Source organism: Piscinibacter gummiphilus, assembly GCF_032681285.1.
GTDB lineage: Bacteria > Pseudomonadota > Gammaproteobacteria > Burkholderiales > Burkholderiaceae_C > Rhizobacter > Rhizobacter gummiphilus_A.
In genome coordinates this window covers 4,041,032-4,062,605 of record NZ_CP136336.1, presented here as the reverse complement: position 1 = coordinate 4,062,605, position 21,574 = coordinate 4,041,032, and the positions used below count along the sequence as shown (strand labels likewise).

At 65.4% G+C, this 21,574-nt stretch carries 22 protein-coding genes and 1 tRNA gene; 18 read left to right on the top strand and 5 right to left on the bottom strand.

The genetic code is table 11. The annotated features are described in order from the left end of the window. The first annotated feature begins 12 nt into the window (after positions 1-12). The 4 genes from RXV79_RS19155 (at position 13) to RXV79_RS19140 (ending at position 6,004) form a co-directional block, all read left to right on the top strand. Positions 13-966 carry a hypothetical protein gene (locus RXV79_RS19155; RefSeq protein WP_316699710.1) on the top strand — a complete coding sequence of 318 codons (954 nt, stop codon included), beginning with the start codon at positions 13-15 and terminating at the stop codon, positions 964-966. Between the two features lie 25 nt (positions 967-991). Continuing rightward, positions 992-4,147, top strand: coding sequence for a T6SS effector BTH_I2691 family protein (locus RXV79_RS19150; RefSeq protein WP_316699708.1), 3,156 nt, complete (start codon positions 992-994; stop codon positions 4,145-4,147). Between the two features lie 19 nt (positions 4,148-4,166). Then, positions 4,167-5,222: a hypothetical protein gene (locus tag RXV79_RS19145; RefSeq protein ID WP_316699707.1), complete on the top strand. Its 1,056-nt coding sequence runs from the start codon at positions 4,167-4,169 to the stop codon at positions 5,220-5,222. 143 nt (positions 5,223-5,365) lie between these two features. Continuing rightward, a complete protein-coding gene (locus RXV79_RS19140) occupies positions 5,366-6,004 on the top strand; it encodes a CDP-alcohol phosphatidyltransferase family protein (RefSeq protein ID WP_316699705.1) in 639 nt (212 codons plus the stop codon). Positions 6,005-6,036: 32 nt separating this feature from the next. On the opposite strand, the gene bktB is transcribed toward RXV79_RS19140, so the two are convergent. After that, complete coding sequence (gene bktB, locus RXV79_RS19135) at positions 6,037-7,221, bottom strand: beta-ketothiolase BktB (protein WP_316699703.1); 1,185 nt, start codon at positions 7,219-7,221, stop codon at positions 6,037-6,039. An 87-nt stretch (positions 7,222-7,308) separates the two neighbouring features. On the opposite strand from bktB, the gene RXV79_RS19130 reads away from it, so the two are divergent. Next, positions 7,309-8,001 (top strand): SDR family NAD(P)-dependent oxidoreductase, encoded by a 693-nt coding sequence (locus tag RXV79_RS19130; RefSeq protein WP_316699702.1) that lies wholly within the window; start codon positions 7,309-7,311, stop codon positions 7,999-8,001. Between the two features lie 3 nt (positions 8,002-8,004). After that, the gene (locus RXV79_RS19125) at positions 8,005-9,480 is read left to right on the top strand and encodes a carboxylesterase/lipase family protein (protein WP_316699701.1); all 1,476 of its coding nucleotides are present in this window, start codon (positions 8,005-8,007) and stop codon (positions 9,478-9,480) included. Between the two features lie 25 nt (positions 9,481-9,505). Here RXV79_RS19125 and RXV79_RS19120 read toward each other — a convergent pair whose 3' ends face one another. Next, positions 9,506-9,661, bottom strand: coding sequence for a hypothetical protein (locus RXV79_RS19120; protein ID WP_316699699.1), 156 nt, complete (start codon positions 9,659-9,661; stop codon positions 9,506-9,508). 65 nt (positions 9,662-9,726) lie between these two features. After that, positions 9,727-10,620: a diiron oxygenase gene (locus tag RXV79_RS19115; RefSeq protein WP_316699698.1), complete on the bottom strand. Its 894-nt coding sequence runs from the start codon at positions 10,618-10,620 to the stop codon at positions 9,727-9,729. Between the two features lie 141 nt (positions 10,621-10,761). Between RXV79_RS19115 and RXV79_RS19110 the strand changes: the two genes are divergently transcribed. Then, positions 10,762-11,895, top strand: a complete 1,134-nt coding sequence (locus RXV79_RS19110) for a MupA/Atu3671 family FMN-dependent luciferase-like monooxygenase (RefSeq protein ID WP_316699696.1) — start codon at positions 10,762-10,764, stop codon at positions 11,893-11,895. 56 nt (positions 11,896-11,951) lie between these two features. Here the strand turns inward: RXV79_RS19110 and RXV79_RS19105 are convergent. Further along, positions 11,952-12,027, bottom strand: a tRNA-Ala gene (locus RXV79_RS19105). An 89-nt stretch (positions 12,028-12,116) separates the two neighbouring features. Between RXV79_RS19105 and RXV79_RS19100 the strand changes: the two genes are divergently transcribed. The 5 genes from RXV79_RS19100 (at position 12,117) to RXV79_RS19080 (ending at position 16,200) form a co-directional block, all read left to right on the top strand. Further along, positions 12,117-13,004 carry an alpha/beta hydrolase gene (locus tag RXV79_RS19100; protein ID WP_316699694.1) on the top strand — a complete coding sequence of 296 codons (888 nt, stop codon included), beginning with the start codon at positions 12,117-12,119 and terminating at the stop codon, positions 13,002-13,004. A 117-nt stretch (positions 13,005-13,121) separates the two neighbouring features. Next, positions 13,122-13,544, top strand: coding sequence for a rubrerythrin family protein (locus RXV79_RS19095; protein WP_201812219.1), 423 nt, complete (start codon positions 13,122-13,124; stop codon positions 13,542-13,544). An 87-nt stretch (positions 13,545-13,631) separates the two neighbouring features. After that, on the top strand, positions 13,632-14,981 hold the full coding sequence (locus RXV79_RS19090) for a heterodisulfide reductase-related iron-sulfur binding cluster (protein WP_316699692.1): 1,350 nt from the start codon (positions 13,632-13,634) through the stop codon (positions 14,979-14,981). Positions 14,982-14,995: 14 nt separating this feature from the next. Then, the gene (locus RXV79_RS19085; protein WP_316699691.1) at positions 14,996-15,574 is read left to right on the top strand and encodes a DUF3501 family protein; all 579 of its coding nucleotides are present in this window, start codon (positions 14,996-14,998) and stop codon (positions 15,572-15,574) included. A 185-nt stretch (positions 15,575-15,759) separates the two neighbouring features. Then, the gene (locus RXV79_RS19080; RefSeq protein ID WP_316699689.1) at positions 15,760-16,200 is read left to right on the top strand and encodes a BON domain-containing protein; all 441 of its coding nucleotides are present in this window, start codon (positions 15,760-15,762) and stop codon (positions 16,198-16,200) included. On the opposite strand, the gene RXV79_RS19075 is transcribed toward RXV79_RS19080, so the two are convergent. Continuing rightward, on the bottom strand, positions 16,178-16,336 hold the full coding sequence (locus tag RXV79_RS19075; RefSeq protein ID WP_316699687.1) for a hypothetical protein: 159 nt from the start codon (positions 16,334-16,336) through the stop codon (positions 16,178-16,180). The two genes, RXV79_RS19080 and RXV79_RS19075, sit on opposite strands and share 23 nt — an antisense overlap. Positions 16,337-16,421: 85 nt before the next feature. Here RXV79_RS19075 and RXV79_RS19070 point away from each other — a divergent pair, with 85 nt between their 5' ends. The 6 genes from RXV79_RS19070 to RXV79_RS19045 all read left to right on the top strand — a co-directional run bounded on the left by RXV79_RS19070 (position 16,422) and on the right by RXV79_RS19045 (position 21,573). Beyond that, entirely contained in the window at positions 16,422-16,853 is a 432-nt protein-coding gene (locus RXV79_RS19070; protein WP_316699686.1) for a response regulator, read from the top strand. 16 nt (positions 16,854-16,869) lie between these two features. Then, on the top strand, positions 16,870-17,061 hold the full coding sequence (locus RXV79_RS19065; RefSeq protein ID WP_316699684.1) for a hypothetical protein: 192 nt from the start codon (positions 16,870-16,872) through the stop codon (positions 17,059-17,061). A gap of 215 nt (positions 17,062-17,276) precedes the next feature. Beyond that, a complete protein-coding gene (locus RXV79_RS19060; RefSeq protein ID WP_316699683.1) occupies positions 17,277-18,245 on the top strand; it encodes an EpsD family peptidyl-prolyl cis-trans isomerase in 969 nt (322 codons plus the stop codon). A 43-nt stretch (positions 18,246-18,288) separates the two neighbouring features. Further along, on the top strand, positions 18,289-19,194 hold the full coding sequence (gene epsE, locus RXV79_RS19055; RefSeq protein ID WP_316699681.1) for a polysaccharide export protein EpsE: 906 nt from the start codon (positions 18,289-18,291) through the stop codon (positions 19,192-19,194). Between the two features lie 10 nt (positions 19,195-19,204). Then, positions 19,205-20,662, top strand: coding sequence for a chain length determinant protein EpsF (epsF, locus tag RXV79_RS19050; protein WP_316699680.1), 1,458 nt, complete (start codon positions 19,205-19,207; stop codon positions 20,660-20,662). Further along, entirely contained in the window at positions 20,659-21,573 is a 915-nt protein-coding gene (locus RXV79_RS19045) for a polysaccharide biosynthesis tyrosine autokinase (RefSeq protein ID WP_316699679.1), read from the top strand. The genes epsF and RXV79_RS19045 overlap by 4 nt, the downstream gene beginning before the upstream one ends. Position 21,574: the final 1 nt, after the last annotated feature.

Sequence of the window (21,574 nt, the reverse complement as noted above, 5' to 3'; positions counted from 1 at the left end):
GTGGCCGCTGCAATGATTCATGTTGCCGAACTCACCGCCGACGCGTTGGAACTCGGACATGCTGCGCTCAACGCGCTCGTGCCGCTTGTTGGTGAAGGTCAGTGCATTGCCTTGCTGATCGACCCGATGCTCCGAGATCCCGGAGTGGAAGATTGGGCGGTCGGCCTGGGGCGTCGTCGCCTGCGGGTGGCCAATGCGGCTGCCGAACAATCGCCCTATGTTGTGTGGGTGGACATTGACACTCATGAGGGTGAGCGCGCGTTGCAGGCCTCACTGATGGCAGGCGCTGCCGAGAGTCTTGGGCTTATGGACACGGACGAGCATCAGGTCCGTAGTTTGGCTGCCTGGCTGGTGCCATCAACTCGGCTCGATGTGGGCCAGCGTCGCCAACTGGTGTCCATGCTTTCTGAGTTGTCCATCTGGCCAAATCAGAGAGATATCACTTTTCGGTTCTGGGACCCTCGAGTGGCGTCGGTACTTGGGGACGCGCTGGGCGGGAACGCCTGGCGTGACGTCCTGGCTGGTCTAAGCTTGTCCCAATGGTGTTGCTTTGGATCTTCGAAGGTATTCACCTGCACGGAGCGCTCTTTTGCTAGCTCGAGCGAGCCACGATGGGCTGTGACGCCAGACATCAGTCGGCGCTTGCAGGCGTTGAGTTGGCGCAACCGTGTGTGGCACCTCGCCCGGGCGTGGGCGACGCTTGATGAGCTTGAGTTGTCAGGGGTGAGCCGGCTTGTGGAGCGCGCAATGCGATATGGGCTATCGCATGAAGATGACGTCATTCGCTACGCACACTGCGCCTTGACCATCCATCCAGAGTTTGACAGGCATCCGGTAGTGGCCGAGTTCATCCGAAGCCTGATCGCCGAACCCCTGGATGGCTCATTTGACAAGTTTGTCAGGCGTTGGGATGAAGCCCTTGCCGAAGAGTTGAGAGCAGGCCGTTGGATGACAAACAACGGCTAACTCATTCGTCACAGAAGAAGACACCATGAACACCTCTTCCTGCAAACGCTGCGTTCGCGAAGGCTTGGCCATCCTGCCCGTGCTCTACGCTGTCGCGCCAAAGGCGTTGTCCGGTGTTGTTCCATCGGTGGGGGGGAACTTCGGCGTTGGCGTCACCGACAAGGCGTTGGTCGATCACATCTATACGCTGCGAGCACCTGATCCTGGATACATCTATGTGCTGTACCAAGGCAAAGGGTGGCAAGGTTATTTGGTCGATGCGTCGGGCTACCTGCGTTACTACCCCGATCTTTCGATCGAAGACATGCCGGCGACGATTCCCGATAAGTCCGAAGTGTTGAACTGCAAGCGCGCAGGATTCAACCACTTGGGGGTCGAAGCGATGTGCATCGATCTGCAGATGGCCACCGGCGCGGTCTACGTCGCATACAGCCGAGTGCGCTGGACGCGCGCAGTGCGTGATGTCCATAAGCGCAACCCAGGCGCTCGCATGCAGCAGGTATTGGGCTTGAGTGGTAGCCCGTTCCCACATGCCGAGGTGTTGACCGCAGCCAACCTGCAGAACCGTGTCGTCAACTACAAGCCGGGGGCCACAGGCTGGTTCAACCTTGCGACGGTGACATATGGAAGCGGTCCGGATCGCAGTGGCTCGGCGGCGACCTTGCCAGCGCGCACTTTGGAAATGAGTGGCCAGCTGAAGAAGCCGGGGCTCATCATGGCTTTGTGGGACCCTGTAGGTATCACTGCTGAGTTGAACGAGCAGCGCAACATCCAGGTGGCCAAGCTGGCGCAAGTGGCCGGAATCGGTACCGACGATGCTGCCAACGTCGAGCGGGCACGCAAGCGCCTTGTTGCGGAAGTCATAGATGGGTTGCTCAAGAACGCCGAGGCTAACCCTGGACCCTTTTACGATCGCAACTATGGCCCGGAACGCTACACGAAGCACATCAACCAGGCGGAGTGGGCCAAAGCGAGGCGTGATTCCACAGCTTTCGAAATAGCGAAGCAGCGGGCAGAACGCGCCAGCAAGGACTATGTGACATGGTTCGCCAGCGTGGACACCGTTTGCCGCGCGAACGTCCTGCAGAACGACTATGACGTTTGCGATGCTGCCTCCAGTTTTGCGTACGAGCGCGCTGTGGCGGCAACCACACGAGGATCTGGTACGACGGTGATCGAACAGGAAAGGGTCTGGTGGCCAGCGTTGGTGAAGCAGGCAACGGACCATGACAGCTGGTTCTATCGAGCCATCTGTGGTTCGCATCGCGACGCTATGGATTTCATCAACCAGGAAAAGAAGTGGGACAAGGCGTTCGATGGCCCCAAGCTGGCCGAAGCCGTCGTCAAGGAGCTATACGAAAGCTCCGTGCCGGCGTTGGTAAGCCTGCACGGCACCCTCCGGTATCTGCGGCCGGCTAATGAACACACCAAGGAACTGGTGGATTCGGTGGCGACCATGCTTCTCAAGATGCAGGCCGACCCCAAGATGCGTCAGCACTTCGGCAAGCTCGTCGGACGCGTGAGCACGGCGTTGATGGTTCGCGCCGACGTGCTGCCTCGAGGTTTCAAGGTCAGCGGTTTCAAGCAGAGCATCGCTCTGTACATCCAGAAGGCCATCAGCGGCGACACACGCGCAACACTCTCTGGCCTTGCCAATGCACAACGCGTGACGGGGAGTGTCTCAGTGTCGAACGGCGCAACCGGAGCCGTTCCGGTGGACGCCCCGGCACTCAATCGGCAGGAGGCCGAGCAAACGGCAGCCTTCATGGTCATGCGCCTGAAGAGCCGCAAGCTCACTGCTGCCGACCTTCGGGCGCTCGGCCTGGACAAGCTGGCGGACATGGACTTGCGTACGCGCCGAGCGCGTGGTGCTGCGACGGCGAACATTGCCATGGAGAGGATGGCGAATCCTTACGCAGAGAACTACGCGGCACGTACCGTTGCGAAGGTCGACGCAGGTTTCTCTGCTGGAGCGTTGTTCTTCCAGATGGTGTCTTTTGCGATTGCACTGAAAGATTTGACCGACCCAAAAAGTGATGCGCAGAGGCGAGCTGATGGTGTGGTGGGCTTGACCACTGCTGTGCTCTCTGGCGCTGCCGCCATTCTAGAAATAAGAGCTGCCGCGCAACTGATGCGGGGGGCTACCAAAGAGTCCATCAAAGCAATTGCTCGGGCCGGCGCGCTCTTGGGTGGTTTGGCGAATGTCGTTGAGGGCGTATGGCTGATACGTCGGGGGCGGCAAAAGGTCGAGGGGGGCGACAAGGACTCGGGCCTTTGGACGATTGGCAGTGGAGTCGCGCTAGTAGCAGCCGGTGTCACGGGGGTGGTTGGCGCAACTTTGGCGACCGGCACAATTCCGGTAGTTGGGTGGGCGCTGGCGACTCTGGTCTTGCTTGGCCTGTCTCTGTATTGCGCGATCAATGCGAACTCCACAGATGACGACAATCTGACTCCCGTTGAGTATTGGCTTGACAACGGCACCTTCGGCCTGAAAAGACTTATCGCGAAGGACAAGAATCCCTATCTCAAGGCGCCAGCCACAGCCGTGGCGCCCTGGGGCGACGTCCGCTCTGAAATCGTCGCCTTGCAAGAGGTGCTGTTGGTCGTCCAGGCTGAAATCTCGGTTGAACCACTTCATGTGGGCACGGTCTTCGAAGGCCTGTTCTCTCGCAACGCGGATATCGCTCGCTATGTTTCGGTCGATCTACCGCGGTGGTCGGAAAACAGCCGTGTTGTGATGAAGATGCACGCGACAACCGTACCTAAGGATGGCCAGCAGCGCTTCATGGCGATGCAATTCGAATTTGCAGGCGGCAGAAACAGGGAGTCGGAAATTGCCAGGCAAGGACTCGAGCCGATTCCGCAGCAGAGTGGACGATTGGCGGAGATCGTTGTTACTCCTAAAGGAACCGGGTCATTCTGGAAGCACGACGCCATCGTTCCACAGGCGCAGACGCCAGACTTGAAGGTTGATGCAGAGGCCGCGCAGATGCGCATCTACAACAGGATCGATATCTTCAATACGATTAATGTTCGGACCGGCCCCAATGAAATCAAGCGCGCAGACATTTGGACCACGGAGTTGACGGTGCTGTACTGGCCTGACGAGGTTGACCTTCCCGAATTGCACTTGAAGATGACTGGTGTCAAAGAGCAACTCACCGCCTCTGCGGCTTATTGATTCTCAGAAAGAGTATGTCTTGGAGAAGATTCGGCGCGATAACCCGGAGTGGGGTGTTGTTCTCACGCACCCGACCAACCAGCAGATCGACATTGAGCGAGCAAATGCCGATCTGATGGTTGAGTCGCTTGACGCGCAAACGATGACGCTTTGGAAATGGGAACCGTTTTACAGAGGCATGTGGGTGTTCATGACATTGCTTCTTTGCGTGTCCGCCGCGCTCATTGGCGGTCTGCCGTGGGTTACGTATTCCGAAATGCTGGCCAAAGGGCGAGATGCTGACTTGGCGATGCTTCTGGCGTGGATCGACACGGCCATGATTGGCGCACCACTCGTTGGCCTGATAGGCCTGCTTTTGGTGCCTCGAGCCGTCAACACCATAATCTGTCGGAGGACGAGGAAGGTACTCGGCTCGTCCGGCCTCACCGGCTTAGGCGGCTGGGTGGAACTGGACTTCAATAACTTGACCGCCGTCTCGGTGATCGAGCGCCGTTACCACCAGGCGGGCCGAACCACAACGTACTCTTTGTGGTTGTGTGAGCTGGACGGGTCCGATCGCATCACCAAGCGCATCGTGGCGATGCAGCCGACTCGCCATCCCGATGCTCCTCGACAGACTTGGGAATTCATCCGGGCCTACATGCATCTTCCGCCCGATCGAGTCCCGCCGGTGAAGTTGGGCTTCCGGGGAACGCGTTGGGCAGACAGGGTCCATTCAGTCAATCTTCGATTGTTCGGCGCGCTCATCGACGATGCGACCCACCAGCTGAACGGAGCCTTCAATCGCGCGTTTGCGGCGCTGCTGGGGGCGTTCATGTATCCCTGGGAAATCACCGGGTGGGTGCTAGACAAGGTTCTGCGTGAGCGCACGCCACCTGAATCGTTGCCGCACGTGCCGGTCCAAACTGCGTCGCAACACAATCCCTACCGAATGCGGGAGAGCGATCGTAGCGAGGAGGAGAAGATCCAGGCTGTAGCGCGCACTGATGGGTGGGTGCACGTCGTTGGAGTAGCCTTGTCAGTTCTCTTTTACGCGTGGGTCATATTTCTCTGGAGCGGAAGCACATTGAAATGACGCTGTACACATCGAAGGGCCGCTTCTTGTTAGCTCGGCTGCGTTGAAGGTTTTGTCCTACCCAAAGCGGACCGCTCCGGCGACAGACAGCACCAATGCGAGGCATAGAATTCCCCCGCGGCTATCAAGTGAAGGAGCCACGCATGGCCCATACCCCGTCCGTCCGTCAGCCTCGCCATTTCTCCATGCTGCGTGGCTTCCACCTCGCCGACTTCGTCACCCTCGGCAACGCCGCCTGCGGCACCGTGGCGGTGTTCCTCGCAATGGCTTACATGAATTCGCATGCGTTGCAGCAGTTCTACGCCGCCGCTGCGATGGCCCCGCTGGCATTCGTGTTCGACGTGCTCGATGGCCGCGTCGCCCGTTGGCGCCAGACCCACTCCGCTCTGGGGCGTGAGCTCGATTCGCTCGCCGACATCGTGTCCTTCGGCGTGGCGCCTGCTGCGCTGGGTTATGCGGCCGGTCTGCAGGGGGGCTGGGATGTGATGGCGCTTGTGTACTTCGTCTGCTGCGGCGTCTCACGCCTAGCACGCTACAACGTGACGGCCGAATCGCTGTCGGGCGCAGACGCCAAGGTACGCTACTTCGAAGGCACGCCGATCCCGACGAGTGTGGTGCTGGTGGGCGTGCTTGCCCTGGCGGCCTCGATGGGCGCGCTTGGCGAAGACCTGTGGGGCGGCGCCTGGCAGCTCGGCCCGTGGGTCCTGCACGCCCTGTCGCTGATGTTCGTGCTCTCCGGCACGCTCATGGTCAGCAAGACGCTGCACATCCCCAAGCTCTGACGACCCGGGGTGTGTGCAGCGCTTCGCTCGCCTTACAGGCGCTCGAAGATCGCAGCGATGCCTTGCCCGCCACCGATGCACATCGTCACTAGTGCATAGCGGCCCTGCGTGCGCTGCAACTCGTACAGCGCCTTCACGGTGATGATCGCGCCGGTCGCGCCCACCGGGTGGCCGAGCGAGATGCCCGAGCCGTTGGGGTTGACCTTGGCCGGGTCGAGGCCGAGGTCCTTGCTCACCGCGCAGGCCTGTGCCGCGAAGGCTTCGTTGGCTTCAATCACATCGAGGTCGCTCACCTTGAGCCCCGCCTTCTCCAGCACCTTGCGCGTCGCCGGCACCGGGCCGATGCCCATGTAGAGCGGGTCGACACCCGCGTGCGCATACGCCACCAGGCGAGCCATCGGCTTCAGGCCGCGGCGTTCGGCTTCGGCGCGCTCCATCAGCACCAGCGCGGCTGCACCGTCGTTCACGCCCGATGCATTGCCGGCCGTCACCGTGCCGCCATCCTTCTTGAACGCGGGCTTGAGCTTGGCCATGTCGTCGAGCTTGGCGTTGAATCGCACGTGCTCGTCGGTGTCGAAGGTGACAGGGCCTTTGCGGCTCTCCTGCACGATGGGAACAATCTGTTCCTTGAAGTAGCCGGCTTCGATGGCCTTCTGCGCGCGGCGGTGGCTTTCGAGTGCGGCTTCATCCTGCTGGCCGCGGCTGATGTCCCACTTGGCGGCCACGTTTTCGGCGGTGATGCCCATGTGCACGTTGTGGAAGGGGTCGTGCAGCGCACCGACCATCATGTCGACCATCGTGGCGTTGCCCATGCGCGCGCCGAAGCGGGCTTGCGGCAGCGAGTAGGGGCCGCGGCTCATGCATTCGGCACCGCCGGCAACCGCGATCTCGGCATCGCCGAGCAGAATGCTCTGCGCGGCGCTGACCACGGCCTGCAGGCCCGAGCCGCAGAGGCGGTTGACGGTCAGTGCAGGGGTCTCTTGCCCGATGCCACCTTCGATGGCGGCCACGCGCGCGATGTACATGTCGCGCGGCTCGGTGTTGATGACGTGGCCGAAGACGACGTGGCCCACGTCCTTGCCTTCGACCTTCGCGCGGGCCAGCGCCTCGCGCGTGACGGTGGCGCCCAGCTGCGTGGGTGTCACGTCTTTCAGCGCGCCGCCAAACGTCCCGATGGCGGTGCGCACACCGCTCACGACCACGACTTCTCTTTTCATGTTGAGCCTCGATAGGGTTACAGGGGAGAAACCGGATTGTGAACACATCGACAATGCACGCTCGTCCATTCAATCCATCGAACGACCATGACTGACAGCTGCATCGTGATCACCGGCGCTGCCGGTGCGCTGGGCCAGGCGGTGGCGCAGCATTTCCTCTCGGCGGGCCACAAGCTGGGTCTGCTCGACCATGACGCCCAACGCTTGCGCACCGTGTTCGGTTCGCCCGCGAAGGCGGTGCTTCACGCTGCCGACGTGACATCCGCCGACAGCGTGAGCGCGGTCATCACACAGGTGCTGCAAGCCCACGGCCGCATCGACGGGCTCGTGCACGTGGCTGGCGGCTTCGAGATGGGCGAGGGCGTGCATCAGATCACCCGCGCCTCGTGGGACCGCATGATGAACCTGAACGCGTGGTCGTTCGTGAACCTCACGCAGGCGGTGGTCCCGGTGATGCAGCGCCAGGGCGGAGGCCGCATCGTCGCCGTCTCGGCCGCCGCAGCCCGCGAGGGCGCGGCGCTGAAGGGGGCCTATGCCGCCTCGAAGAGTGCACTGCAGCGGCTGGTGGAATCGCTCTCGCGCGAGGTGCGGGCGCAAGGCATTGCGGTCAACAGCGTGGCGCCCACCACGCTCGACACGTCGGCCAATCGCGCCGCCATGCCCGATGCCGATCGCACGGCGTGGGTGCCGCTCGACGTGGCCGCGCAGGCGATTGCCTTCCTCGCGACGCCAGCCGGCGCCGCCGTGCACGGGCAACACGTCCAACTCGGGAGCGCCTGATCGATGTCGAGCCCTTCGCCGCTCGTTCGCACCGCGCTCGGTGACCTGCAAGGCCTGCATGACGGCGGTGTGAGCGCCTGGCTCGGCGTTCCGTATGCACAGCCGCCCGTGGGTGCGCTGCGCTTCAAGCCGGCCTTGCCCGTGCGTCCGTGGCAGGGCGTGCGCGATGCCACGAACTTCGGCGCCGCCTGCCCGCAGAAGGTGATGGGCAGCATGAAGTCGCTCGGGCCCGCGCTCGATGAAGACTGCCTCACGCTCAACATCTGGAGCCCCGCGGCCGACGGCAAGAAGCGCCCGGTGATGGTGTGGATCCACGGCGGTGCCTTCCTGCTTGGCAGTGCACGGGCCTACACCGGCGCGCACCTCGCGGCCCAGGGCGACATCGTCGTCGTCGCGATCAACTACCGCCTCGGTGTCTTCGGCTTCGTGAACTTCGGCGAAGCGCTGGGCGATGCTCGAATCGAGAGCAACCTCGGCCTGCGCGACCAGATCCTCGCCCTCCGATGGGTGCGCGACCACATCGAAGCGTTCGGAGGCGACCCCGACCAGGTCACCCTAGCGGGCGAATCGGCTGGCTCGATGTCGGTCTCGCTGCTCATGCATGCGCAGGAGGCACGCCCGCTCTTCCACCGCGCCATCATGCAAAGCGGTGCCCTGAACCTGATCCACGACCGCGCGACCAGCCTTCGCGTGGCGAAGCTTTACCTGGACCACCTCGGCGTGAAGACGCTCGAGGCGCTGCAGGCCCTGCCCGTGCAGGCGTTGCAGGCCGCTCAGGAGTCCGTGCACCAGCAGGTGCCGCAGACCGTCCCCGCTGCGCCTTGGTACGACGGTGCGCTGCTGCCTGCGTCGCTCGAAGACGCACGCCGGGCGCCCACTCCCGAGATCCCGCTGCTCGCCGGCTACAACCGCGACGAGATCCGCTTCTTCGAGCTGTGGCGCGGCGTGGCCGATGTGTTCCTGTCACGCGAGCGCATGCAGGCCGTGCTGCAGCGCCAGCTCGGCGACACGTTTGCCGAACAGGTGCTGGCGGCCTACCCCGAGTCGAAAGACGGGCGGCGCCGCCTTGGCACGCACATGAGCTTTGCGATGCCCACGCTGCATTTCGCCGAGCGGCATGCGGCCCGGCATCCGACCTGGTTCTACCGCTTCGACCACGGGCACCCGCTGCTCGGCGCGCTGCATGCAATCGAGTTGTTCTACCTGTGGGACATGAAAGGCCCGCTGCCGATGATGCTGCGCGGTGGCCCGCTGTGGGGCAGCCGCCGTGCGCTCGCGACGCGGCTGCGCAGCCACTGGATTCGTTTCGTGCGCGAGGGCCGTCCCGGTGACGAATGGCAGCCGTTCGACACCTCGCGCCGCGCTACGCTGGTCTTCGGCCGGCGCGATCGGGTGGTCGACGACCCCGAAGGCCCACTTCGCGCGGCGTGGGGCGCGCAAGACAGTGGGCCCGGCATGGTGACGCTCGGCAGCGGTTGAAACGCTGCGGCGATTCAGCGCTGTATCAGCGCTTGACCACGCCCAGCTTGAGCATCAAGCGCGCGTACTCCAGCTGCGCATGCAGCGCTTCCATTTCCCGCTTGAGCTCCAGCCATTTGGCGACACGCGCCTGCAGGTCGGGGTTGGGTTGGGGCGCGGCGGGTTGCTTCGGGGTGTCCATGTGCCGCATGGTGCCCGAGCCCGGCCGATCGGCCATCCCCTGCACAGGGGCGGGCGGGTACTTGCTCACCACGCCGGCTGTTCGGCGAGCAGGCCCGTCTTGAGGAAGTAGCCCACGATCTTCTCGGCGCCGCGTTGGCGGTGCGCCACGGTGGCCGGGTGCGCAAGCGCCGCCTGCCGCACGTCATAGGCATCGGCAATGCCGGCGTCGCGGTACACGCTCGGGTTGTAGTAGTCGGCCCAGCAGGCCTTGAGGAACGCGGCCAGCCACTCCTGGAACGAGGCCAGCTTCTCGGGCGACCACGACGGGCTGTAGCGCTCGAAGAGTTCGGCCAGGTACAGCCGGCCGAAGGCCAGGTGCCGCGCTTCGTCGATGTGATGCACCTTGTTGATCTCGCGCACCAGCGGGTCGCAACGTTCGTCGCGGCCGATGAGCACGTTGTAGAAGTCGCCGAGTTCCTCGACCACCATCGCCATGCTGAAGAAGACCACTTCTTCCTGGCCGCGGTCCATCTCCTTCGGGATCGGCAGCTTCTTCTCCGGGTACACCTTGCCGATGTAGCGGTGGCAGAACTCGCCAAACATCACCATGTGCTTGTTCTCTTCATCGAGGAAGTGATGCAGGTACTCGGTGATCTCGCGGTTGTTGCTGGTGCTGTAGAGCCGGTGCGCGAGGCCTTGCACGAGGATGCGCTCGCCTTGCAGCACGAGGCTGAACATGTTGGCCACCTCGTGCAGGCTCAGCTTGTGGCGTGTGGCCTCGTCGAGCGTCTCCCACATCGGCGTGCCGTAGAGCGAGATCAGCTCGGGCGGCATGCACCATGCGCCTTCCTGCAGCCGCTCGGGCCAGTCGAAGGCGTTGTAGACGTCGTAGAACTTCTTGCACGAGGCCTTGGACAGGCGCACGGCAAGTTGCGAAGCGGTTTCCGGCGAGGCGGTGTCGGGCGTGGCGGTTTCCATGCCGACATCGTCGTTGCGCCTCTCTCGCCAAAGTTTGATGTCGATCAACTCGCTCCGGCGCCTCCTGCAGGCAGGGGGTGCAGGCGCGGCGGTTTAACCTGGATCAAACTGCGCGCAGGCCGGCGGCCATCGAATGCCGGCATGCAGATCGACCTTCACGCCAACCAGGACCGGCCGCTGGCCTTCAGCCTCTACTACTTCGGCAGCGACGAAGGCGGGCCGCAGGCCAGCGCCCAGCGCCGGCTGCTCTTCGAGAGCGCACGCTTCGCCGACGACAACGGCTTCTCCGCCGTGTGGGCGCCCGAGCGCCACTTTCATGCCTTCGGCGGCCTGTCGCCCAACCCCTCGGTCATGGCGGCGGCCTTGGCCGCGACGACGAAGAACGTGCGCATCCGCTCCGGGAGCGTCGTCGTGCCGCTGCACCACCCGGCACGCGTGGCCGAAGAGTGGGCGATGGTCGACTTCCTCTCCGGTGGCCGTGTCGACCTCGGGCTCGCCTCGGGCTGGTTCCCCAACGACTTCATCCTCGCGGCGCCGGCCAACTACGAGCGGCGCAGCGAGATCGTCTTCGAGCGTGTCGACGAGCTGCGGCGCCTGTGGGCCGGCGAGCCCTTCGAAGCCGTCAACCCGCTCGGCGACCGGGTGCAGCTGCGCACCATGCCCCGCCCGGTGCAATCTCATCTGCCGATCTGGATCACCGCGGCCGGCAACCCGCAGACCTTCCGCCGTGCCGGTGCAATGGGCCTGAACGTGCTCACGCACCTGCTCGGCCAGTCGCTCGAAGCGCTGGCCGAGAAGATTGCGGCCTACCGAGAAGCGTGGCGAGACACGGGCCACGCAGGGCAGGGCACCGTCACCTTGATGCTGCACACCTTCGTCGGCGGGAGCGAGGCCGAGGTGCGCCGCAAGGTCAAGGCCCCGATGCTGCGCTACCTCGCCAGCTCCGCCAACCTCGTGGGCCAGTACACGGCGGCCGTGCCCTTCTTCCAGAAGCAGTGCGCGGCCAGCCCGGCACCCACCACGCAAGACGATCTCAACGACGCGCTCGAGTTCTCGTTCGAGCGCTACTACGCCACGAGTTCACTCCTGGGCACGCTCGACGACTGCCTCGGCATGACCGACAAGCTCAAGGCCATCGAGGTCGACGAAGTGGCCTGCCTGATCGACTTCGGCGTCGACCCCGACGAGGTGCTCGCCGCGCTGCCGGCGCTCGCCGAGTTGCGCGACCTTGCACAGGTGCCGATGAGTGAGGAAGAGATGCTGATGGGCGGTTGAGGGGCCCAAAAGAAAAATGCCTGAGCCCTTTCGGACTCAAGCACTCGGGTGTTTGTTGGTGGAGAGGAGGAGGATCGAACTCCCGACCTTCGCATTGCGAACGCGACGCTCTCCCAGCTGAGCTACCCCCCCACAAACGAGCCGGAGTCTATCAAAAGAAGGCGTGGGGCGGGCGCCGCGTGGGGCTTGGTGTTGGGCGCAGAAGGGGTTAGAAATGCGCCATGACCACATTCGACCCCGCCTGGCTCGACGTTCAATACAACAACCGCGCCCGGGTGCCGGGGTACCAGCAGATCTTCGATCGCTGGCGCACCGCTTCGGCGCGGGTGCGCGAAGGCATGACCTGCGTGGCCGACGTGCCCTACGGCACTGGGCCCGATGAGACGCTCGACATCTTCCCCGCCGCCGAGCCGCGCTCGCCGGTGTTCGTGTTCATCCACGGCGGCTGGTGGCGCAGCCTCGACAAGTCCGACCACTCCTTCCTCGCGGCCAGTCTCGTGGCCGCCGGGGCGATGGTGGTGATGCCCAACTATTCGCTGTGCCCGGGCACGGACGACGCGCCGGTCGGCATCGACACCATCGCGCTGCAGATGACAAAGGCACTGGCCTGGGTCTACCGCAATGCGGCGCTCTATGGCGGCAGCCCCGGGCGCATCGTTGTCTCGGGCCACTCGGCCGGCGGGCACCTCGCCGCGATGATGCTGTGCTGCGAGTGGACCGAGGTCGACAAGCGCCTGCCCATGCAACTGGTGAGCCGTGCGCTGGGCATCTCGGGCGTCTACGACCTGAAGCCCATCCAGCAGACCCCGTTCCTCAAGCAAGACTTGCGGCTTACGCCGGAGGCGGTTGACCGGCTGAGCCCGGCGCGCTTTCGGGCGCCGCGCGAGGCGCGCTTCTACGCCACCGTGGGCGGTGACGAGAGCGAGGAGTTCCTGCGCCAGAGCCAGCTCCTGCAGATGGCGTGGGGCACGCAGGTCGTGCCGCGTTTCGAGCCTGTGCCTGGCACCAACCATTTCACCGTGCTGCACGACCTGGCCGACCCCGAGGGGCGCTCGCACCGCATGGCGCTGGAGTTGATGGGCCTGCCCCGCGTAAACCCTGAAAAATAGGGCTCTGCTATCGCGTCGAATTGAATCTTTGTATTGGCGGTGGAAAACCCGCTGCGGTACGGTTGCCTGCGTTGGTGCCGTCATGCCAACTGTTCACCATTCACTAGGAGAGCAACGATGGCCAGCTTGAAAGGATCCAAGACCGAGCAGCACCTGAAAGACGCCTTCGCAGGAGAGTCGCAGGCCAACCGCCGATACCTGTATTTCGCGAACAAGGCCGACATCGAAGGCCAGAACGACGTGGCAGCCTTGTTCCGCTCCACCGCCGAAGGCGAGACCGGCCATGCGCATGGCCACCTGGAGTTCCTCGAAGCCGTGGGTGACCCGGCGACGGGCCTGCCGATCGGCTCCAGCCGCAACAACCTCAAGGCCGCCGTGGCCGGCGAGACGCACGAGTACACCGACATGTACCCGGGCATGGCCAAGACGGCGCGCGACGAAGGCTTCGACGAGATCGCCGACTGGTTCGAGACGCTGGCCAAGGCTGAGCGCTCGCACGCCAACCGCTACCAGAAGGCCCTCGACGCGCTGGTCGACTGACCGCCGCGCTCACGAGATGGCAGTTCCGGCCCCGCTTGCGGGGCCGGCTCGTTCTTGCAGGAGAAAAAGCACAACACAGGAGCGCGCATGAGCATGCGAGAAGGCAACCTCGAGGCACCCACTCGCCACCCCATCGACTGGCAGAACCCCGACTTCTACGACGAAGCCAATTGCTTCCAGGAGATGGAGCGCATCTTCGACATCTGCCACGGCTGCAGGCGCTGCGTGAGCCTGTGCCAGTCCTTCCCCAACCTCTTCGACCTGGTCGACGCCACCGAGTCCGGTGAGGTGGAGGGCGTGGCCAAGGCCGATTACTGGAAGGTGGTCGACCAGTGCTACCTGTGCGACCTCTGCTACATGACCAAGTGCCCCTACGTGCCGCCGCACCCGTGGCAGCTCGACTTCCCGCACACCATGCTGCGGGCCAAGGCCATCAAGTTCAAGAAGGGCGAGGTGAAGACGGGCGAGAAGCTGCTCGCCTCGACCGACGTGCACGGCCAGTTCGCCGGCATTCCCATCGTCGTGCAGGTGGCCAATGCGCTCAACAAGACCAAGCCGATGCGCAAGGTGCTCGACGCTGCGCTCGGCGTGCACCCCGATGCGTGGCTGCCCGATCTCGCCAGCAGCCGCTTCCGCTGGAGCGCGAAGAAGAAGGGCGATGCGAAAGACGTGAAGAACGGCGAGCGCACGCCCGGCAAGGTGGCGGTCTATGCCACCTGCTACGTCAACTACAACGAGCCCGGGATCGGGCACGACCTGGTGAAGCTCCTGGAGCACAACGAGATCCCCTACGAGCTCGTGAGCAAGGAGTCATGCTGCGGCATGCCCAAGCTGGAGCTGGGTGACCTCGATGAAGTGGCGAAGCACAAGGAGGCCAACATCCCCGTCCTCGCGCGCTATGCGAAAGAGGGCTACGCCATCCTCTCGGCCATTCCGAGCTGCACGCTGATGTACAAGCAGGAGCTGCCGCTGATGTTCCCGGGCGACGCCGACGTGGCCGCGGTGCAGGAGGCGATGTACGACCCCTTCGAGTACTTCATGGCGCGGCATAAGGACGGCCTGCTCAAGACCGACTTCAAGCAGCCGCTCGGCAAGGTGAGTTACCACATCCCCTGCCACGGCCGCGTGCAGAAGATCGGCCGCAAGACCGAAGAGATGTTCAAGCTCATCGGCGCGGCCGTCACGGTGCAGCTCAACACGGTGGAGCGCTGCTCGGGCCATGCTGGCACCTATGGCGTGAAGACGCCCACGCATCCGGTGGCGATGAAGATCGGCAAGCCGGTCTTCAAGAGCATGGCGAAGGATGAGCCCGACTACATCAGCTCCGACTGCCAGCTCGCTGGCCACCACATCGCCCAAGGCATGCAGCAGCAGGGCTCGCCCGAGGCGAAGCTTGCGCACCCCTTGAGCCTGGTGCGCATGGCCTACGGGCTTTGAAGAGGGATCTCGACATGACCATCACAAGAGACAGCCTGCTCACGCTCGAGGCCTACGCCAAGATCCGCAAGTCGAGCGCACCCGAGATCATTGCCCACCGCAAGCGCCGCACGGTGCGCCTGGGCGAGCACATCTCGCTGCAGTTCGAAGACGAGACCACCATCCGCCGGCAGATCCAGGAGATGCTGCACATCGAGAAGATCTTCATGGAGGAGGGCATCCAGGGCGAGATCGACGCCTACCTCCCGCTCGTGCCCGATGGCAGCAACTGGAAGGCGACCATGCTCATCGAGTACCCCGACGTGCATGAGCGCAAGCGCGAGCTGGCCCGCCTCATCGGGGTGGAAGACCGCATGTTCGTCGAGGTCGAAGGCCATGCGCGGATCTATGCCATCGCCGACGAAGACCTCGACCGCGAGAACGAAGAGAAGACTTCAGCGGTGCACTTCGTGCGCTTCGAGTTCCCGCCCGCGGCCCGGAGCGCGGTGCGCGCGGGCGCGCAGGTGAAGCTCGGCTGCGACCACACGAACTACCCGGCGCATGTGCAGATTGCGCCCGAGACGCTCGCAAGCCTGGCCGGCGACCTGCGATGAGCGTCCCACAGGGCTGACAGCACAGCCCTGCGCCCCGAACAGACATTTCCTACAGGCGCGAGCGGCCCGGGCCGATGTCGCCCGGGCGCCTGGCTTTCTACAGTTCCATTCAAGGCATGCACTCGATGCGTGAGGCTTCGTCCTCACCCGTGCACGCTGACCAGACGAACGAGAAAGGAAGCCTCATGAACGCATTCAAGACCACCACCACCGTCGCCGCACTGGCCGCCGTGTTCGCGCTGTCGGCCTGCGACCGCAACGCCGACGAGCGCACCGCCGGCGAGCGCCTGGACGGCGCCGTCGCGAACGCCGAGCAGCGTGCCGACGAAGCCAAGTCCGACGTTCGCCGCGAGACCGCCGAAGCCAAGTCCGACATCGCCACCGCCGCCAACCAGGCCGGCGACAAGATGAAGGATGCCGCCATCACCACCAAGGTCAACGCCGAGCTGGCGCGTGACAACGACCTGAGCGCCATCAAGATCAACGTCGACACCGCCGCAGGCCATGTGGTGCTGCGCGGCACGGCGCCCAACGATGCCGCCCGCGACCGCGCCACCACCATCGCCCAGCGTGTGGACGGCGTGCTCTCCGTCGACAACCAGCTCACCGTGGGTCAGCAGGGCTGATCAACCGCGCCCGGCCGACACCTTCCTCGGCCGGTGCGCCGCTGGCGCCAATGACGCGCGAACGCTCGCGCACCATCGCGCCCAGGCCCTGCCAGCCGCCGCTCACGCCCCGCGCGTGATGCGGCGGCTGTTTCATTTGGGAACGCCCCGTGCGCCACCGCACGGCCGTCAGGCACGCCGTTCGCCAAGAAGAGCGATCAACCGCTCTCATCGAGACCCGCATGCAACGCGAACTCCACCTGGCAGGCCCGCAAGACGTTCTCTACATCGAGGACCACCCGACCAACGTGCACCTGATGCAGGCGCTCTTCAAACGCTGCCCGCACCTCAACCTCGTGGTGGCGCAAGACGGCCGCGAGGCGCGCCGCCTGGCGGGTGACCTGCGCCCGGGCCTGCTGCTGGTCGACCTGCGCTTGCCCGACTGCCACGGCAGCGACCTTCTCGAAGAGCTGCGCCAACGCGAGGGTTACGCCGACATCCCCGCGGTGGCCGTGACAGCCGAGCCGGCGTTTCGCATCGAAGGCACGAGCTTCTGCGAGGTGTGGCCCAAGCCGCTCGACCTCGCCTTCGTGCTCGATCGGCTCGACCAGTTCGCCGCGAATGGCCCCTTCTTCGCCCAACTGCAGCGCACGCCCGCTGTGCTCCAACCATGATTGAGGAAGTACCGAGATGACGCTCAACAGCTTCTCCCGCCACGCAGGCGGTGCCAACACGCCGCAACCCGTGCCACCCGGGCCGTTCATGCCCTCGGTGCCGATGCCGCCGCTGCAGCCGCTGCTGGAGACGCCGCCGCCCGAGATCTCCGAGCCGCCCTTGCCGGGGCATTTCCCTCTGCTCGGGCACGCGCTGCAATGGCATTGATGCGCTGCAACTCTTACGGGTAAGCCCGAAAGCATCCGGTATTTCTGGGCAAGCAGCGTGCCCAAACACCGCGGCTGCACGCGCGAAACCCTCGACTTTCGCGTAAACCCGGTGGCACCGCGTTTGCCCAAGGCTCGCATCCACCAACAAACAGAGGGTGCCGCTTGGGAATCACGCGTTTTGGAATCACGTTGCGTCGGCGATGCACGGGCAGGGTGCTGCTCCTCGCCGCGGCTGCCGTGGCCTTGTCTGCCTGCGGCGGGAAGCCTCGTGATGCCAACACGCAGATCGCGGCCAAGGTCAACCGGGAAGAGATCTCGGTCCACCAGGTCAACTACTTCCTGCAGCGCCAGGGCGCCGTAGCCCCCGATCAGGTCGACGCCGCCGGCCGCCAGACGCTCGAAGCGCTGGTCGATCAGGAAGTTGCCGTGCAGGCGGCCATCGAGCAGAAGCTCGACCGCGACCCGATGGTGGTGCAGTCGCTCGAAGCTGCGCGCCGCGAGCTGCTCGCACGCGCCTACGCCGAGCGGCTTGCGCAGAGCGTCTCGCCGCCCACGCCGCAGGAGGTGAAGCAGTACTACGACAGCAAGCCCGCGCTCTTCGCGCGGCGCCGCCTCTACACGCTCGTCGACACCGCCATCGAGGCCACCCCCGAGCAGCAAAAGCCCATTGAGGCGCAGATGCCCACCACGCGTGGCACGGCCGACGTGAGCCTCGTGCTGCGCCAGGCCGGCGTGCGCTTCGGCTCGCGCCGCACCACCATCGGCGCGGAGGCGTTGCCGCTGCATGCGGTCGATGCGATGGCAGCGCTCAACGAAGGCCAGTCCCTGCTCGTGGGCGGCCCGCGCGATGCGCACATCTACACCGTGATCGAGACGCGCCCCGCACCGCTCAACCTCGAAGAGGCACGCGGCGCGATCGAGAACTTCCTCATCGCCGAGCGCCGCCGCACCGCACTCGAGCAGCAGATCAAGGCCCTGCGCAGCAACGCGCGCATCGAATACCGGGGCCGCTTCGCACAGCCGGCATCCGCGCCGGCCACCCCGGTCGCGACGACGGCGCCTGCGACCCCCGTTGCGGCGGCGGCCTCAGCCGTCCAGCCCGACACCTCGCCGGTCGACAACGCCGTGGCGCTCGAAGAGCGCAGCCGTTCGTTGACCAAGACCACCTACCCCAACAAGTGAAGGCCAAACCAACATGCCAGCCTACCTTGCTCCCGCTCGCCGCATGACCCGTCGCCTGACGGCCACCTGCGCTTCTGTCTGCGTGTCGCTCGTGCTGGCGGCATGCGCCAACGCCCCGATGCCTGCGGACCCCGCTGCAACCCCCGCGGCACAGGCGCGCGCGCCGGTGCCCACGCCGCCGCCCGAGCCGGCGAACCGCGCGCCGAGCGGCCCCGACCGCAGCCGCGACTACGTGGTCGGTGCCGGCGACGTGCTGCGCATCAACGTCTACCAAAACGCCGACCTCTCGCTGGAGACCCGCGTCAATGAGAGCGGTGTCATCTCGTACCCGCTGCTCGGCCAGGTGGTCGTGGGCGGGCGCTCGGTCGGCGAGGTCGAGGCGGCCATTGCCGACGGCTTGAAGAAGGGCAACTTCATCAAGCAGCCGCAGGTGTCGGTCCTCGTCACCCAGGTGCGTGGCAACCAGGCCTCGGTGCTGGGCATGGCCGGCCGGCCGGGGCGCTATCCGATCGAGGTGAAAGGCATGCGCCTGTCGGAGCTCCTGGCACTGGCCGGCGGCGTGGCCTCGGGCGGCAGCGAGATCGTCACCTTGAGCGGCATCCGCGAAGGCCGGCCCTTCCGCCAGCGGGTCGACGTGTCGCAGCTCTTCGGCGGCAACACCGCCGCCGAAGACCCGATCGTGCTCAACGGCGACACGCTCTACATCGACAAGCTGCCCACCGTCTACATCTACGGCGAGGTGCAGCGGCCCGGCCCGATCGCGCTCACGCCCGACATGACGCTGATGCAGGCCCTGGCCAGCGGCGGCGGTCTCACCCAGCGCGGCACCGAGCGCGGCATGAAGGTGCATCGCCGCAATGCCAAGGGCCAGGTCGAGATCGTCGAGCTGCGCATGACCGACACCTTGCGGCCCGGCGACGTGATCTACGTGCGCGAAAGCCTGTTCTGAGGAGCCGGGCATGAATTTCACGCAGTTCCTTGCTGTTCTTCGAGCGCGCTGGCTCACCGCGGTGGCCACCTTCTTCGTGGTGCTCGCCACGGTGGTGGGGGTCAGCATGCTGCTGCCGCCCAAGTACAAGGCGACGGCCGCCGTGCTGGTCGACATGCGCTCCAACGACCCGATCGCCGGGCAGGTCTCGCCCAATGGCCTGCCCATGAGCTACATCTCCACGCAGGCCGACATCATCACCAGCCCGCGCGTGGCGCAGCGCGTGGTGCGCGAACTCAAGCTCACCGAAAGCCCGCAGCTGCGCCAGCAGTGGATGGACGCGACCGATGGTGACGGCAGCTTCGAGGTGTGGCTGTCGGAGGCGCTGCAGACCGACCTCGACGTGAAGCCCTCGCGCGAGAGCAGCGTCATCAACGTGAGCTTCACCTCGCGCGACCCGAAGTTCAGCGCAGCGCTGGCCAATGCCTTCGTGCAGTCCTACCTCGACACCACGCTCGACCTGCGGGTGGACCCGGCCAAGCAGTACAGCAGCTTCTTCGACAGCCGCCAGAAGGAGCTGCGCGAGGCGCTGGAGAAGGCGCAGGCCAAGCTCTCGAAGTACCAGCAGCAGCACGGGATCATCGCGACCGACGAGCGCTACGACGTCGAGACCGCGCGCCTCAACGAGCTGTCGTCGCAGCTCGTGGCCGTGCAGGCCATCACCGCCGAGTCGTCGAGCCGCGCGGCGCAGGCGAAGAACTCCTCCACGCTCGGTGACGTCATCAACAACCCGGTGGTGCAGGGCCTGCGCTCCGACCTGAGCCGCGCCGAAGCCAAGTTCAAGGAGATGAGCGTGCGCATGGGCGACGCGCACCCGGCGGTGATCGAGGCCAAGGCCAACATCAGCGAGCTGCGCGCGCGCATCGCCGAAGAGAGCCGGCGCGTGACCGGCAGCGTCTCGACCGACAACAACATCAACCAGTCGCGAGAAGGCCAGCTGCGCAGCGAGCTCGCCGCCCAGCGTGCGCGTGTGCAGCAGATGAAGGCGCAGCGCGACGAGGCGATGGTGCTGCAGCGCGACGTGGAAAGCGCCCAGCGCGCGTATGACGCCGTGGCCGCGCGCCTCACCCAGAGCAGCCTGGAGAGCCAGACCAAGCTCACCAACACCGCGCTGCTGGCCGCGGCCACGCCGCCCAGCCGGCCGGCCTCGCCCAACCTCGCGCTGAACTCGCTGCTCGGCGTGTTCGTGGGGCTGATGTTCGCGGTGGCCTTTGCGCTCCTGCGTGAGCTGCGCGACCGGCGCCTGCGCAGCGTGCACGACGCGGTGCAGGTGCTCGGCCTGCCGGTGCTGGGCCACCTGCCCGGTCCGATGAAGAAGCCCCTGCTCGGCCGCCAGCGCCTGGTGCTGCCGCAGCAGGTGATGGCGCGGCTGCCGCGTGCGCGGCAGCGTGAGGCCGCAGCGGCGGTGGGTGGAGGGAGAGAAGCATGAGAATCGAAGCACGCACCGAGGAGCCGCGTTTCGACGCCTCCGAATCGATCTGGGGTGCCGAGGCCGACGTGGTCGTGACCGACCGGCCCATCGGCAGCATCCTCACCGAGACCAAGCGCCTGCCCGCCGGGCAGATCGACAAGGTGCTCGAGTACCAGCGCCGCAAGGGCATCCGCTTCGGCGAGGCGGCCGTCGCGCTCAAGCTCATCACCGAAGACGACGTGCTGTATGCGCTGTCGCAGCAGTTCCACTACCCGTATGCGCCGCACACCCGGCGCGACCTGAGCGGCGAGCTGGTGGCGGCGATGCAGCCTTTCAGCGACCAGGCCGAGGCCTTCCGGGCGCTGCGCAGCCAGCTCATGATGCGCATGTTCATGCCCGGCGCCGCCCCGCGGGCGCTGGCCATCGTGAGCCCGGAGAAGGGCGACGGCAAGACCTTCTTCGCGGCCAACCTCGCCATCGCGATGGCGCAGCTCGGCGGCCGCACGCTCCTGATCGACGCCAACCTGCGCGGCCCGCGCATCCACCAGCTCTTCTCGATCGAAGAGAAGGCGGGGCTGTCGGGCGTGCTGAGCGGGCGGGTGCAGGCCAACGTCATCCATCAGATCGCCGACCTCAACACGCTCTTCGTGCTGCCCGTGGGCGTAGCGCCGCCCAACCCGCTGGAGCTGGTCGAGCGGCCCGCCTTCAGCCGGCTGCTCTCGGAGCTGCTGGGCAAGTTCGACCACGTGATCGTCGACACGCCGGCCTCGCAGCGCGGCTCCGATGCGGGTGTGATCGCGGCGCGCTGCGGTGCGGCCCTGGTGGTGGCGCGCCGCCATCAGAGCCGCCTCGGGGCGCTGCACCAACTGGTCAGCCGCCTCAAGGACAGCCCCGCGCAGCTCGCCGGCGTGGTCATCAACGAATACTGAC

What these genes read in the sequence shown, in the direction of transcription:
- RXV79_RS19155 (WP_316699710.1), top strand. Translation starts at nt 13, where the DNA reads ATGATTCATGTTGCCGAACTCACCGCCGACGCGTTGGAACTCGGACAT.
- RXV79_RS19150 (WP_316699708.1), top strand. Translation starts at nt 992, where the DNA reads ATGAACACCTCTTCCTGCAAACGCTGCGTTCGCGAAGGCTTGGCCATC.
- RXV79_RS19140 (WP_316699705.1), top strand. Translation starts at nt 5,366, where the DNA reads ATGGCCCATACCCCGTCCGTCCGTCAGCCTCGCCATTTCTCCATGCTG.
- bktB (WP_316699703.1), bottom strand. Translation starts at nt 7,221, where the DNA reads ATGAAAAGAGAAGTCGTGGTCGTGAGCGGTGTGCGCACCGCCATCGGG.
- RXV79_RS19130 (WP_316699702.1), top strand. Translation starts at nt 7,309, where the DNA reads ATGACTGACAGCTGCATCGTGATCACCGGCGCTGCCGGTGCGCTGGGC.
- RXV79_RS19125 (WP_316699701.1), top strand. Translation starts at nt 8,005, where the DNA reads ATGTCGAGCCCTTCGCCGCTCGTTCGCACCGCGCTCGGTGACCTGCAA.
- RXV79_RS19120 (WP_316699699.1), bottom strand. Translation starts at nt 9,661, where the DNA reads ATGGACACCCCGAAGCAACCCGCCGCGCCCCAACCCAACCCCGACCTG.
- RXV79_RS19115 (WP_316699698.1), bottom strand. Translation starts at nt 10,620, where the DNA reads ATGGAAACCGCCACGCCCGACACCGCCTCGCCGGAAACCGCTTCGCAA.
- RXV79_RS19110 (WP_316699696.1), top strand. Translation starts at nt 10,762, where the DNA reads ATGCAGATCGACCTTCACGCCAACCAGGACCGGCCGCTGGCCTTCAGC.
- RXV79_RS19100 (WP_316699694.1), top strand. Translation starts at nt 12,117, where the DNA reads ATGACCACATTCGACCCCGCCTGGCTCGACGTTCAATACAACAACCGC.
- RXV79_RS19095 (WP_201812219.1), top strand. Translation starts at nt 13,122, where the DNA reads ATGGCCAGCTTGAAAGGATCCAAGACCGAGCAGCACCTGAAAGACGCC.
- RXV79_RS19090 (WP_316699692.1), top strand. Translation starts at nt 13,632, where the DNA reads ATGAGCATGCGAGAAGGCAACCTCGAGGCACCCACTCGCCACCCCATC.
- RXV79_RS19085 (WP_316699691.1), top strand. Translation starts at nt 14,996, where the DNA reads ATGACCATCACAAGAGACAGCCTGCTCACGCTCGAGGCCTACGCCAAG.
- RXV79_RS19080 (WP_316699689.1), top strand. Translation starts at nt 15,760, where the DNA reads ATGAACGCATTCAAGACCACCACCACCGTCGCCGCACTGGCCGCCGTG.
- RXV79_RS19075 (WP_316699687.1), bottom strand. Translation starts at nt 16,336, where the DNA reads ATGAAACAGCCGCCGCATCACGCGCGGGGCGTGAGCGGCGGCTGGCAG.
- RXV79_RS19070 (WP_316699686.1), top strand. Translation starts at nt 16,422, where the DNA reads ATGCAACGCGAACTCCACCTGGCAGGCCCGCAAGACGTTCTCTACATC.
- RXV79_RS19065 (WP_316699684.1), top strand. Translation starts at nt 16,870, where the DNA reads ATGACGCTCAACAGCTTCTCCCGCCACGCAGGCGGTGCCAACACGCCG.
- epsE (WP_316699681.1), top strand. Translation starts at nt 18,289, where the DNA reads ATGACCCGTCGCCTGACGGCCACCTGCGCTTCTGTCTGCGTGTCGCTC.
- epsF (WP_316699680.1), top strand. Translation starts at nt 19,205, where the DNA reads ATGAATTTCACGCAGTTCCTTGCTGTTCTTCGAGCGCGCTGGCTCACC.
- RXV79_RS19045 (WP_316699679.1), top strand. Translation starts at nt 20,659, where the DNA reads ATGAGAATCGAAGCACGCACCGAGGAGCCGCGTTTCGACGCCTCCGAA.